This window comes from Thermodesulfobacteriota bacterium, from assembly GCA_040755095.1.
In the GTDB taxonomy this organism is placed as follows: domain Bacteria; phylum Desulfobacterota; class Desulfobulbia; order Desulfobulbales; family JBFMBH01; genus JBFMBH01.
This window is the reverse complement of sequence record JBFMBH010000016.1, coordinates 32850-44867: the sequence shown is the minus strand read 5'-3', so window position 1 is coordinate 44867 and position 12018 is coordinate 32850. Positions and strand designations below refer to the sequence as shown.

The 12018-nt window shown below is 66.9% G+C and carries 14 protein-coding genes; 12 read left to right on the top strand and 2 right to left on the bottom strand.

The window, feature by feature from the left end:
- The 4 genes from AB1634_04615 to AB1634_04600 form a co-directional block, all read left to right on the top strand.
- On the top strand, positions 1-429 hold a 429-nt coding region (locus AB1634_04615), incomplete at its 5' end, for a signal recognition particle-docking protein FtsY (GenBank protein MEW6218803.1).
- Between the two features lie 44 nt (positions 430-473).
- On the top strand, positions 474-1286 hold the full coding sequence (locus AB1634_04610; protein ID MEW6218802.1) for a DnaJ domain-containing protein: 813 nt from the start codon (positions 474-476) through the stop codon (positions 1284-1286).
- An 88-nt stretch (positions 1287-1374) separates the two neighbouring features.
- Positions 1375-2856, top strand: a complete 1482-nt coding sequence (locus tag AB1634_04605; protein ID MEW6218801.1) for an AAA family ATPase — start codon at positions 1375-1377, stop codon at positions 2854-2856.
- Positions 2853-3149: a hypothetical protein gene (locus AB1634_04600; protein ID MEW6218800.1), complete on the top strand. Its 297-nt coding sequence runs from the start codon at positions 2853-2855 to the stop codon at positions 3147-3149. The genes AB1634_04605 and AB1634_04600 overlap by 4 nt, the downstream gene beginning before the upstream one ends.
- A gap of 67 nt (positions 3150-3216) precedes the next feature.
- On the opposite strand, the gene AB1634_04595 is transcribed toward AB1634_04600, so the two are convergent.
- Complete coding sequence (locus AB1634_04595; GenBank protein ID MEW6218799.1) at positions 3217-3486, bottom strand: hypothetical protein; 270 nt, start codon at positions 3484-3486, stop codon at positions 3217-3219.
- 101 nt (positions 3487-3587) lie between these two features.
- Between AB1634_04595 and AB1634_04590 the strand changes: the two genes are divergently transcribed.
- The 8 genes from AB1634_04590 to AB1634_04555 all read left to right on the top strand — a co-directional run bounded on the left by AB1634_04590 (position 3588) and on the right by AB1634_04555 (position 10981).
- The gene (locus AB1634_04590) at positions 3588-3920 is read left to right on the top strand and encodes an HNH endonuclease family protein (protein ID MEW6218798.1); all 333 of its coding nucleotides are present in this window, start codon (positions 3588-3590) and stop codon (positions 3918-3920) included.
- Between the two features lie 118 nt (positions 3921-4038).
- Entirely contained in the window at positions 4039-5349 is a 1311-nt protein-coding gene (locus AB1634_04585; GenBank protein MEW6218797.1) for a 4Fe-4S dicluster domain-containing protein, read from the top strand.
- A 37-nt stretch (positions 5350-5386) separates the two neighbouring features.
- A complete protein-coding gene (locus AB1634_04580; protein ID MEW6218796.1) occupies positions 5387-5926 on the top strand; it encodes a methyltransferase domain-containing protein in 540 nt (179 codons plus the stop codon).
- Between the two features lie 97 nt (positions 5927-6023).
- Positions 6024-6656, top strand: a complete 633-nt coding sequence (locus AB1634_04575) for an AAA family ATPase (protein MEW6218795.1) — start codon at positions 6024-6026, stop codon at positions 6654-6656.
- Positions 6657-6872: 216 nt separating this feature from the next.
- Positions 6873-7274: a DUF4276 family protein gene (locus AB1634_04570; protein MEW6218794.1), complete on the top strand. Its 402-nt coding sequence runs from the start codon at positions 6873-6875 to the stop codon at positions 7272-7274.
- A 215-nt stretch (positions 7275-7489) separates the two neighbouring features.
- Positions 7490-8395, top strand: a complete 906-nt coding sequence (locus tag AB1634_04565) for a PAS domain-containing protein (GenBank protein MEW6218793.1) — start codon at positions 7490-7492, stop codon at positions 8393-8395.
- Positions 8396-8498: 103 nt separating this feature from the next.
- On the top strand, positions 8499-9692 hold the full coding sequence (locus AB1634_04560; GenBank protein ID MEW6218792.1) for a pyridoxal phosphate-dependent aminotransferase: 1194 nt from the start codon (positions 8499-8501) through the stop codon (positions 9690-9692).
- On the top strand, positions 9689-10981 hold the full coding sequence (locus tag AB1634_04555) for a hypothetical protein (GenBank protein ID MEW6218791.1): 1293 nt from the start codon (positions 9689-9691) through the stop codon (positions 10979-10981). Before AB1634_04560 ends, AB1634_04555 begins: the two co-directional genes overlap by 4 nt.
- 84 nt (positions 10982-11065) lie before the next feature.
- Here the strand turns inward: AB1634_04555 and AB1634_04550 are convergent, their stop codons facing one another.
- A complete protein-coding gene (locus AB1634_04550; protein MEW6218790.1) occupies positions 11066-11284 on the bottom strand; it encodes a dodecin family protein in 219 nt (72 codons plus the stop codon).
- Positions 11285-12018 lie beyond the last annotated feature (734 nt).

Here is a 12018-nt window from a genome sequence, read left to right as displayed (position 1 = left end):
GCGCCGTCGGCGGTGGTGTTCGATGCCCTGGATGCGGCGCTGGCCCGCAAGAAGGAGGTGGTGATCGTCGACACCGCCGGCCGCCTGCACACCAAGGTCAACTTGATGGAGGAGCTCAAAAAGGTCAAAAGGGTGATGGACAAGAAGCTGCCTGGCGCGCCTCACGAGATCCTCCTGGTGCTGGACGCCACCACCGGCCAGAACGCCGTTTCCCAGGCCCGGCTCTTCCACGAGGCGGTGGGCGTCACCGGGCTCGCCCTCACCAAGCTGGATGGCACCGCCAAGGGCGGCATCATCGTCAACATCTGTCACGAGCTGGGCCTGCCCATCCGCTTCATCGGCATCGGCGAAAAGATGACCGATCTGCGGGACTTCGATGCCCACGAGTTCGTGGACGCCCTGTTTGCCAGCGACAACGGCGGCAGCTGACCTTCCTTGATCCTCCGGCCGCCGGCCGGGCGCGGAGCGTCGCCATGGAATACCGCTACCATCAGGGGCCCGGCTGCCTGGGCTGGCTGGTTATCCTGGGGCTGTTTGCGCTCCTGTCCGGCGGCATGCCGTTCTTCCTCAACCTGCTGGGTGCCTTGGCCCTCACGGGCCTCTTCGGCCTTCTGCTCATCGTCGCCATCTTCTGGGGGATCACCGCCTACCTGCGCCGGCTGGTGGGCCAGTACGAGCGCTCCCAGACCGAGGCCCACAACACCTTTGTCTTCCTCCTGGTGCATATCCTGGTCCGCATTGCCCAGCTGGACGGCCAGGTGTCCCGGGAGGAGGTGGCCATCATCCGTCATTTCTTCCGGGAGCAGCTGCGCTACTCCACCAGCCAGATGCTCTGGATCCGGGAGCTCATGAAGGAGGCCCTGGCCTCCCGGGAGACCCTGCCCCAGCTGGTGGCCGAGTTCGGCCGCCGCTTTGCCTACGAGCCCCGGCTCATCCTCCTGGACCTCATCTACCGGGTCATCTATTCGAAACGGGTGATCACGCCCGGAGAGCTCAATGTCGCCGAGAGCATCGCCAGCGCCCTGGGCATCTCGGCATACGATCACCGCACCATCCAGGCCCGGTACGGCAAGGCGGCGGATGACGAGGGCCGCTATTATGAGACCCTGGGGGTCGAGCCCGGGGCGGATTTTGCCGCCATCAAGGACGCCTACCGCAAGCTGTCCATGAAGTACCACCCGGACAAGGTGGGCCACCTGGGCGAGGAGTTCCGGAAGGTGGCGGAGGAGAAAATGAAGGAGATCAACGCCGCCTACGACTTCCTCAAGAAGAAGTACGGCCAGTAGGCCGGGGAGGCGGTGAGCTGGGCCCCGGCAAGATGGTCGGCCCCAACCCGGCGGGCTCCACAGCCAGGGGAGAAGAGCGGAGCAGGACATGCTGACAAGACTGGAGGTCAAGGGATTCAAGAACCTGCTGGATGTGGATCTCCACTTCGGTCCCTTCACCTGCATCGCTGGCCCGAACGGGGTTGGGAAGTCCAATCTGTTCGACGCCATCCTGTTCCTGCAGGCCCTGGCCGACAAGCCGTTTCTGGAGGCTGCCCTCGGCGTACGCGGTGGCCAGGAGGCCCGGCATCTGTTCACGACCCATGGGAACGGCGAGATGGAGCTGGCAGCGGAGATGCTCATCCCGGCCAAGGGGGTCGACACCTTCGGTCAGCCGGCCGAGGCAAGCAGCACCTTTGTCCGCTACAGCATCCGCCTGCGGCTCCGGCAGGGGAAGAGCGCCCTGGTGGGTGACGAGATCGAGCTCCTGCACGAGGAGCTTACCTATATCACCAAGGGTGAAGCCGCCGGCAGGTTGCCCTTTCGTCACAAGCTGGATTGGCGGTCGTCTGTCCTGCACGCCGATCGGCGGGCGCCCTATATCACGACTGATCGTGGGGTGATCAGGCTGCATCAGGATCGGCGCCGCGAGGAGGGGAAGAAGAAGCGGGGGGGGGCGACCTGGGAGTTTCCCTTGGCGAGTCTGCCGCGGACGGTCCTTTCCTCGGCCCAGAACGCCAAGGAGGCGCCCACTGCCGTTCTCGTTCGCCGGGAGATGCTGAGCTGGCGATTGCTCCAGCTGGAGCCCTCGGCCTTGCGGCAGCCGGACGATTTCCAGGCCCCCAGTCGGATCGCTCCCAACGGCGCCCATTTGCCCGCAGCGCTCTACCGCCTCAGTCACGCGGCGCCTGAAAAGGACGAGGCGCCCGAGGCCCATGAAGCCAGGATCTACGTCACCGCTGCCAACCGCCTCGCGGAGCTGGTCGCGGGTGTGGGGGGCCTGACCGTCGAGCGGGATGACAAGAGGAAGCTTCTCACCCTGGTGCATCGGGACCTGCAGGGTGTTGAGCTGCCGGCGACCTCCTTGTCCGATGGCACTCTGCGCTTTCTGGCGTTGACGATCCTGGAGGCAGACCCGGAAGAGACCGGGGTCATCTGCCTGGAAGAGCCCGAGAACGGCATCCACCCGGAACGGGTTGCTGCCATGGTGCGGCTGCTGAGCGACATCGCTGTCGATCCGGAACACCCCAACGGCCCCGACAACCCGTTGCGGCAGGTGTTCATCAACACCCACTCCCCTGCCGTCGTGGCCCTGGTGGAGGACGAAAGCCTCCTCTTTTCTGATGCACACGCCTGGCGCGCTGGTACGGGGGAGGTGCGCGCCCTGGCATTCTGGCGGCTGGCGGGGACGCGGCCTGCGGACACGGCCCTCCGCGAGATCCAGCGTGGCACCATCCTGTCGTATCTGCAAAGGGGGGTGGGAGAGGTCCCGGCGGAGGAGGATGCGCCGAAATCCACACGCCGCCGGGTGATTGACCGGTTCCGGGGTCAGTTGCGCCTCCCCTTCGAGGACCGGGGAGACGTTCATTGAGGGATCTGACCTACACGCTGGTCACGGACGGCAGCTCTGATCGGGTGCTACGCTACCCGATCGAATGGCTGCTGCTGGATCTCGTTGGCCTCGCGCCCATCGGCTCCTGGGCGGAGCCGCCGGCCCGCCGGCCGGACTGGCTGGCCGAGTTGATCAAGGACTATTCGGCCTTGCGTCAGCTGCCAGCCTTCCAGGCCTTCGAGACCGACCTCCGACAAGTGCTGGCAGCCAACGGCTGGCTTGGTGCACAGGTGCAGGGGGTGGCGATGCAATCTTGTGAGCGGGAGGCCTGATGTGGCGAGTCCTGACCGGGGCGGCGGTTGGCAAGGAGATCCGGCTGCGGGTGCAGGCGGCGCGAGCTCAGGTTGTTCCAGGTGTCTGATCGATACAGGCGGAGGCTGATATGGCGGTGACGAATTTCACGTAACCGTTCACCAGGGTAGCTGGTGAACGGTTACCAGCCAGAATCCTCTGACCCGCCATGCCGATCTCTTCAAGATCATCCGGGCAAGCATCACGAGCAAGGCCGAGGTCTTTGCCCTGTTGCGGGACATGGATCGTGACGCCGACATCTACGCCGCCTTGGGCGATGCGAACGACTCCATGTGGACGACGGAGCAGCGGAAGCACGTGGCTGAGCTGGTGATGTTCAACATCAGACAGCCGTACGCCTTGCTGCTGTCGGCGCGGCGCCTGTTGTCCGATGCGGACTTTACGCGGGTGCTGCGGGCCTGCGCAACGCCAGTGACAAGTACACCATCGAGCATATCCTGCCGGAGCATCCCGACGAGAGCTGGACCAGCTTCAGCGACGAGCAGGTGGATCGTTGCGTCTTCCGGATCGGCAACATGACCCCCCTGGAGGCAACGAGGAACCGGGAGGTCGGGAACCAGTCGTACCCGGAGAAACGCGCAGTCTTCGAGCAGAGCGGCTTCCAGATCACCCGGCGGGGGGCCAGTGAGCACCTGGAATGGACGCCGGACCGCGTGGCCTTCCGCCAGCAGTGGCTGGCCAGTCAGGCCACGGCGGTCTGGCGGCTGGCCGAGCTGTCGTTGGCAGGATAGATACCTGGCACACCGCCGCCGCGCCCGTATGCCAGGCCTCTGGCGACCGCTGCCGGGAGACCAGAGGCCAATGCGTGGTCTGCGCCGGGGTGCCGGGTGGACCAGGAGGAGGAGCATTGTGGGACATTTGATTGGTCACGACCAGCCCTACCTTGCCTTGCAGGCGCGGCTGGGCCAGAAGGTGCAGGGCGCGCCGGCCTCGCCCACCCTGCTGGCCATTCTGGGCAAGCTCTTCACCCCCCAGGAGGCGGAGCTGGCCAGCCGCCTGCCCCACAATCTGGTGGCCCTGGACGACCTGGCCCGCCGCCTCGGGCAGCCGGAGCAGGAGCTGGACGAGCGGCTCAGCGCCATGGCTCAGCGGGGGGTGGTGTTCGACCTGGAGCTGGGTGGCCGGCGCTACTTCACCCTGCCGCCGGTGGTCATCGGCTTTTTCGAGTTTGTCTTCATGCGCAGCCGGGACGAGCTGCCCGTGGCGGAGCTGGCGGCCCTCTTCGAACAGTATTTCTACGAGAACGATGGCGCCCTCCTGCGCACCGTGGGGGCGGGCCAGACCCAGCTTGTCCGCACCCTGGTGCAGGAGGAAGCCCTGCCCCGGGAGTCGCCGGCCGAGGTTCTGGACTGGGAGCGGGCCACCCGCATCGTGGCCTCGGCCGAGGCCTTGGCGGTGGGGCTTTGCCAGTGCCAGCATCTGGCCGAGCATCTGGGCCAGGCCTGCGCCAAGCCCCGGGAGGTCTGTCTCAGCTTCGACTTCGCCGCGGCCAGTCTGGTGCGGGCCGGCCATGCCCGGGCCATTGACCGGGAGCGCGCCCAGGCCATTCTGGCCGAAAGCAAGGCTGCTGGCCTCGCCCAGATCGGTGACAACGTCCAGCGCCGGGTGAGCTTCATCTGCAACTGCTGCGGCTGCTGCTGCCACATCATGCGGGGCATCCGGGGGTTCGGCGCCGGTGCCGGCAGCATTGCCTGCAACTGGATCATGGAAGTGGACCGCAGCCGCTGCCAGGGCTGCGGCGAGTGCGCGAAGGCCTGCCCGGTATCCGCCATCCGGCTGGAAAAGGTCCACGACGGCCAACGCACCCGGGCCTGGGCGGTGCGCGACGAGACCTTCTGCCTGGGCTGCGGGGTGTGTGCCGGCATCTGCAAAACCGGGGGCGCGAAGATGCGACCCCGGGAGCAGCGGCTTCTGGTGCCGGAGACGATCTTCGAGCAGCGCCTGGCCATGGCCATCGAGCGGGGCAAGCTGGCCGACCTCCTGGCCGATGACCCGGGCCGGTTGAGCCATCGCGCCCTGGGCAAGGTGGTGGCGGCCCTGGAGAAGTGCACCCCCTTCCAGGCGGCCATGGCGGCGGCGCCCCTGAAATCGGCCTTCCTGAAGCTGCTGGCGGCCGGGGCCAGGCGGCAGGCCGGGCCACTGGCCGATCTTTTCGCTTAGCCGCCGCGTCTTCCCCCATTCCTTTGGAGACAATGCCGTGGCCCACGTCTGCCCCTGGTGGCTGGCCTACACCTTCGACAACCCCCTGCGCCGTCTCATCCACCGGCCGGAGACCATCCTGGGCCCCCACGTCCGGCCCGGACAGGTGGTGGCGGATTTCGGCTGCGGCATGGGCTACTTCGGCATCGCATTGGCCCGGCTGGTGGGTCCCCAGGGCCGGGTCTATGCCGTCGACCTCCAGGAGCGGATGCTGTCCATCCTCATGGCGCGGGCCGCCCGGGCCGGGGTGGCGGCCCGCATCCTGCCCCGGCTGGTGCGGGCTGGGGAGCTGGCGGTGACCGAGCCCCTGGACTTCGCCCTGGCCTTCTGGATGCTCCACGAGGTGCCAGCGCCGCGTCCGTTCCTGACGGAGATCCGGCAGCTCCTCAAGAAGGGCGGCCGGCTGCTGGTGGTTGAGCCCAGGGGCCACGTCGGCCCGGCGGTCTTCGAGGACGAGATCGCGCTGGCAGTCAGCGCCGGCTTCGAGGTCCTGGACCGGCCAGCGGTCGCCCTCAGCCGGGGTGTGCTCCTGGGGTGAGAGAGGGTGAGGCAGGAGCTTGCCGGCAAGCCTGCTGGCGAGCATGGCGGCCTCCTTGGGAGGTCCGGCAGCGAGGTTCGCAAAGAGGAGAGGACCCATGAGCTTCCTGCAATCCCTTCGCCTCGATGGCTTCCTTTCGTTCCCTCCGGGGAGCGGCCCCATAGGGCTCACCCCGCTCAACGTCCTGATCGGGCCGAACGGAGCAGGGAAGTCCAATCTCATTGAGGCGGTGGAGCTCCTGCGGGCCACGCCGAAGGCCTTCGCGGCTGCTATCCGAGACGGCGGAGGCGCCCAGGAGTGGCTGTGGAAAGGATCGGCGGCCGGCCGGCAGGCCACTGTCGAAGCTCTGGTCAATGGCGACCGTCCCATCCCTGACCTTCGGTACCGGCTGAGCTTCACAGCCGCAGGTCAACGCACGGAGGTCACCGACGAGGTCATCGAAGAGATCGCGAAGCGCAGGCCCAAGGAAGACGACGTTTTCTTCTACTACCGGTTTCAGCAGGGCCGGCCGGCCTTGAACGTCCGGGGCGGCGGCAAGGGCATCCGGTGGATCCCCCGGCACCTGGAGCGGCACAGTCTTATCCCGGACGAGTCCGTCCTGTCGCAGCGGAAGGATCCGGACGTGTACCCCGAGGTCACCTGGGTCGGGCAGCAGTTCGGCCGCGTCCAGACGTTTCGTGAATGGTGCTTCGGACGGTATTCCTTTCTTCGGCAGCCCCAGCCCTGCTGATCTGGACGCCGGGGTGCTCCTGGACGACGCCCGCAACCTGGGTCTCGTCTTGAACGGCCTCGAGCACACCGAAGCCGGCACGGAGATCAACCGGCTGCTCGCCCGCTTTCTCCCCCCGTTATCAGCGGTTCAGCACCCGCGTCATCGGAGGAACGGTGCAGCTCTATCTGCACGAGGAGGGCTTGCGCGCCCCGGTGCCGGCTACGCGGCTTTCCGATGGCACCATCCGTTTCCTGGCTATCCTTGCCGTGCTTCTTGCGCCACCTGGCGGCGCGGGACGGATGGGATCTCGCCGGCACCCCAGTCGAGCGCGTCCATCTCATGGTGCAATGCATGGAGGCCTGGATCGTGGCGGACCCGGTCGCCCTTGAGGGATTCTCCATGCAGGGGTTCCGGAAGCGCGTGCTGCCGGCTCGACCGAACCTGGAGGAAGAGCCGAAGGCCGATCTTTACGACAAGCTCGACCGGGCCACCAAAGACACCCGGAAGGGCTCGTACGGCAAGATCCGTCATGCGAGCCGCCTCCTGGCCCGCATCGATCCGAGTCGGGTGATAGCCCGCTGCCCGCGCTTCGCGACGTTCACCCGGTGGCTGGACCAGACGATTCGGGAGGCCTGAGGAGGAGGCTGACTGACATGGAATGGAAGCTACGCACGGGCCAGGAGACCAGTGGATGCAGCCAGGGCCGAGTCGTGGTAAACAGAGGCCTGTTATGCCGCTGTGAAGGTGATCAGGAGCGCAAAAATCGGTGAGAAGATGCGATACGATCCGTAGCCACCGACGCGATGCCAGGGCGAAGGCACGGCCATTGGCAGGCCTGGCGCCCTGGTCAGGTGAGGAACAGCCATGGCCACACCGTCAGAGCAGCAGGCGCCCCCGGACGACAGCACCCCCCTTGGCCTGCGGCCCACGACGCCCTGGCGTTCATCAATGTCCAGGACTACCGAGTGGTGGCGGCCAACCGGGCCGTTCTGATTCAGACCGGCCGGGCGATGGACGAGGTGATCGGCCAGACCTGCTTCCGCCTCACCCATGACACCTCCCAGCCCTGCGGCCCCCCGGACCATACCTGCCCTATGGACATCACCCGACAACGCGGTGGCTATGCCGCCACCGAGCATCTCCACGTGGACTGCCAGGGAAACAACTTCTATACCGAGGTCTCCACCTCGGCGATCCGAGATCAACAGGGCGTCATCTCCCAGGTGGTGCATCTGAGTCGGGACACCACCGAGCGGATCCGGGACGAGGAGGAGCGGCGGCAGCTGGTCGCCGCGGTGCACCAGGCCACGGAGGCCATCATCATCACCGATACCAAGGGTCGGGTACAGTACGTGAATCCGGCCTTTGAGCACCTGACCGGCTACAGCCGGGGGGAGATCTGCGGCAGCACCCTGGCTGTTGTCGACGGCCAGCAGGTTGGACCCCGTTTGTCGCAGCGGCTGGCCGCGGTGGAGAGAGGCAACTCCTGGGGGGGGCGAGTGGAGTGCAAAAGCAAGGGTGGGGCTACCCTGGAACTGGAGACCACCGTCTCGCCGGTCCGTGATCGGGAGGGCCAGATCACCCATGCCATCGTCGGGCAGCGGGACATGACCCGGGAGGTGCAGCTGGAGCGGATGCTCCGGCAAGCCCAGAAGATGGAGGCCATCGGCACCCTGGCCGAGATGACCGCGGTCATCCGCCGTCTCCTCGATGGCCGGGCGACCAAGGCGGCAGTGGCGACGCCCAATAAGGGATAACGTCGTGCAAGGGCCTCCTGGACTCGTGGTACAGGTGGCCATTCGTCCGGCAGCGCGCCGCGTCTGACCTGCGGCGGTGTCAACCCCCAAAGGAGATCTTCCCATGCCCATCAGCCGCAAGATGCAGGGCTTTGCCGAGCGCTCTTCCTGGATCCGCAAGATGTTCGAGGAGGGGACCAGGCTCAAGGCCCAGTATGGTGCCGCCAACGTCTTCGACTTCTCCCTGGGCAACCCGGACCTGCCGCCGCCGCCGGCCCTGGTGGAGCGGCTGCGGGAGCTGGTGGCAAGGGAGGCGCCGGGGGTGCATGGCTACATGCCCAACGCCGGCTTTCCCTATGTCCGGGCCGCCGTGGCCGAGCAGGTGAGCCGGGAGCAGGCGGTGGCGCTCACCGGCGACGACGTTCTGCTGACGTGCGGCGCGGCCGGCGGGCTCAATGTGGTCTTCAAGACCCTCCTGGACCCCGAGGACGAGGTCCTGGTGCCAGTCCCCTATTTCGTCGAGTACGACTTCTACGTGGACAACCACGGCGGCAGGCTGGTCAAAGTGCCCACCCGGCCGGATTTCTCCCTGGATCTCGGCGCCATGGCCGCGGCCATCGGCCCCCGCACCAAGGCGGTGCTCGTGAACAGCCCCAACAACCCCACGGGCCAGATCTACGATGCCGGCAGTCTGGCGGAGCTGGCCCGTCTCCTGACCGAGGCCAGCCAGCGCCAGGGCAGCCCGATCTACCTGGTGGCGGACGAGCCGTACCGGAAGATCGTCTTCGACGGAGCCGAGGTGCCGCCGGTTCTGGCCAGCTACCCGGCCTCCATCCTGGTCTCCTCCTCCTCCAAGGACCTGTCGGTGCCCGGCGAGCGGATCGGCTACATCGCGGTGCATCCGGCCATGCCCGATCGGGCGGCGCTCCTGGGTGGCCTCACCCTGGCCAACCGCATCCTGGGCTTTGTCAACGCCCCGGCGCTCCAGCAGCGGCTTCTGGCCTCCCTGGCCGGGGTGAGCGTTGATGCCGGCATCTACCAGCGCCGCCGGGATGTCTTGTGCGCCATGCTCGCCGCCGCTGGCTACGAATTCCAGAAGCCCCGGGGCGCCTTCTATCTCTTTCCCCGCTCGCCCCTGGCGGACGATGTGGCCTTTGTGGGCTTTCTCCGGGACCAGCGGGTTCTGGCGGTGCCGGGCCGCGGCTTCGGCGCCCCCGGCTTCTTCCGTCTTGCCTTTTGCGTGGATGAGACCGTGATCCAACGGGCTGAGCCGGGCTTCCGCGCCGCCTTGGCTGCGGCCAAAGGAGGTGGGGCATGAGGGCGACCAGCGGTCGACTGGGCACGGCTTGGCTGGTGACGTTGGCCGGCCTGTTGGCCTTTCTGGCGGCCTGCCGGAGCCCGGCGCCGGCGAGCCGGGTGGCGCCCCCGGAGCCCTCCGGCGCTGCCCTCTTCCGGGCCAAGTGTGCCGGCTGCCACGAACCGGAGCGGGCCCTCGCCGCCACCCGCAGCGAGGCCGCCTGGCTGACCACCATCAATCGCATGCGGGAGGAGCATCAGGCGGACATCTCGCTGCCCGAGGTCCAGGCCCTGGTCCGTTACCATGTGGAGCGGCAGCAGGAGGAGGCTAAGCTCTTCGCCCGCCGCTGCGAGGGCTGCCACCCGGGCCGCAAGGTGACGGACAAGGCCTTGAGCCCGGAGCAGATCCGGGAGCTGGTGCGGCGGATGCAGGAGAAGGCCGGCAACACCATCACCGATCCGGAGGTGGAGATCCTCATCGCCTACCACATCCGCGAGCACCGGACCACCCTGCAGCGGGATCTCGCCCTGGCCCTGGGCCGGGATCCCGAGAAGCCGGGGGGGCCCATCGCGCTGTTCCTGGACAAGTGCTCCAGCTGCCACGAGCCGGAGCGGGCCCTGGGGGTGTTTCAGGACCAGGATGCCTGGCACAGCACCCTGGTGGTCATGCAGCGCTACAGCAAGGGCGCCATCAGCGATGCGGACGTGGAGGAGCTGGTGGCCTTCCACGTGGATCAGCAGCGCCGGGAGGTGCAGGTGTTTGAGACCACCTGCAGCGCCTGCCATCCGGCGGAGCGGGCCACGGCCCACTCTCTGTCCGACGAGGAGTGGCTGGAGCTGATCCGGAGGATGCAGTCCAAGGCGCCGGATCTGATCTCCGACGAGAAGATCCGGATCCTCATGGCCTACCATCGCCGGCGGGAGGCAACCCTGTCACGCCTCTTCCTGGGTCGTTGTGCCGAATGCCACCTGTTTCCTGCCGGCGACAGTCAGGGGCACCGGATCGAGGCCATGGAGCGCCTGATCGGCACCGCGGTGGAGACCCTTGGCAGCAGCGTGATGGAGAGCGATCTCGACCAGCTGCGCGGCTTCCACCAGGAACGGGAGAAGCGGCTCATGGCCCGCTTTTCCCAGGACGGCAAGAACTGCCATACCGGGCTGGCGCCCGGCCGGCAGGAGGGCCGCAGCCGCCACGACTGGGCGGTCTTCCTGTCCGCCCTGGAGGGCGAGCCTCTGACCCCGGATCGCGAGGCGGCCATCGGCACCCGCATCGACTTCCACGTCCTGGAGCGCCGGGGCGAGGCCCGCTGAGCCCGGAAAAAGCCGGGGCGGGCGCCCGGCAATCGGACGCCCGCCCCCGGCGAGCAAAGGCTGTGGTCAGGACCGGCCGTTGTCTCAGTCCTTGTCCGGGTGGTATTTGAAGGAGACGCTGACCCGGGCGCGGAAGGCCTTGATCTTGCCATCCTCGATTTTCATATCCAGCTTGGTGATCTCGGCAACCCTGAGGTCGCGCAGGGTGCGGCCGGCGGTCTCCACCGCCTGCCGGGCCGCTTCCTCCCAGGAGACTTCACTCGTGCCCACCAACTCGATGATCTTGTAGACGCTTCCTGGCATGACTCCCTCCTTCTTGATGGCTGCGGTTATCCGAAGGGCCGGGCCGGCCAGCCCGGCTGCCCGCCGTCCGTTCGGCCCGACCGCCCTGCACCGGTAGCCCATCTTATTCCAGAGCGGTTGGCAACGTCAGCAAAAATCGCGGTCCGCCAGCCTTGTCCTTCGCAGACGATCCCCGCGGAGCCGATGCCAGCGCCACCCTCTTCGCCTGATCGCCATCGCCAGGGCCAACGGCTTTGTCTCCAGGTATATGCGCTTCATCTTCGAGCGCATCCCCTACGCCTCCAGCCGCGAGGAGTACGAGGCCCTCCTGCCACAGCACAACATCCATGCCGAACTACGCCTCCGCCCGCCAGAAGGGCTGTTTAAGCGCTTGCATCTATCCAAGTGTGCCCGCAGCCATCCACCGCTACAAGCCACTACTAATCGATGTTGAGTCTGGGGATTGATTCAGGTATCGTGTCTCCTGTTTGCAGCATCAACAGCAGCTGCGAGAGGATGTTACTGGACAGAATACGCATCGATCACGAATGTCCCAGGAAGACATGAAGGCGGAACTTCTCGCTATTCTCAATGCGGCACCGCACCCCACTCCCGTCCGTGACCTCAGACGAAGGCTTGCTACGCAAGGGCGTCGCGTACCGGAACATGAAGTGTTGGGCGCCCTGCGCGACCTCATGCAGGAGGGGCATGTGCAGTTCGCAATGGGCCGATGGCGCATTGTAGCTGCCCCAACA

Bases quoted from the DNA above. Each gene is read 5' to 3' on its own strand.
- AB1634_04555 (MEW6218791.1), top strand. From the start codon at position 9,689: ATGAGGGCGACCAGCGGTCGACTGGGCACGGCTTGGCTGGTGACGTTG.
- AB1634_04570 (MEW6218794.1), top strand. From the start codon at position 6,873: ATGGCACCATCCGTTTCCTGGCTATCCTTGCCGTGCTTCTTGCGCCAC.
- AB1634_04610 (MEW6218802.1), top strand. From the start codon at position 474: ATGGAATACCGCTACCATCAGGGGCCCGGCTGCCTGGGCTGGCTGGTT.
- AB1634_04605 (MEW6218801.1), top strand. From the start codon at position 1,375: ATGCTGACAAGACTGGAGGTCAAGGGATTCAAGAACCTGCTGGATGTG.
- AB1634_04575 (MEW6218795.1), top strand. From the start codon at position 6,024: ATGAGCTTCCTGCAATCCCTTCGCCTCGATGGCTTCCTTTCGTTCCCT.
- AB1634_04550 (MEW6218790.1), bottom strand. From the start codon at position 11,284: ATGCCAGGAAGCGTCTACAAGATCATCGAGTTGGTGGGCACGAGTGAA.
- AB1634_04560 (MEW6218792.1), top strand. From the start codon at position 8,499: ATGCCCATCAGCCGCAAGATGCAGGGCTTTGCCGAGCGCTCTTCCTGG.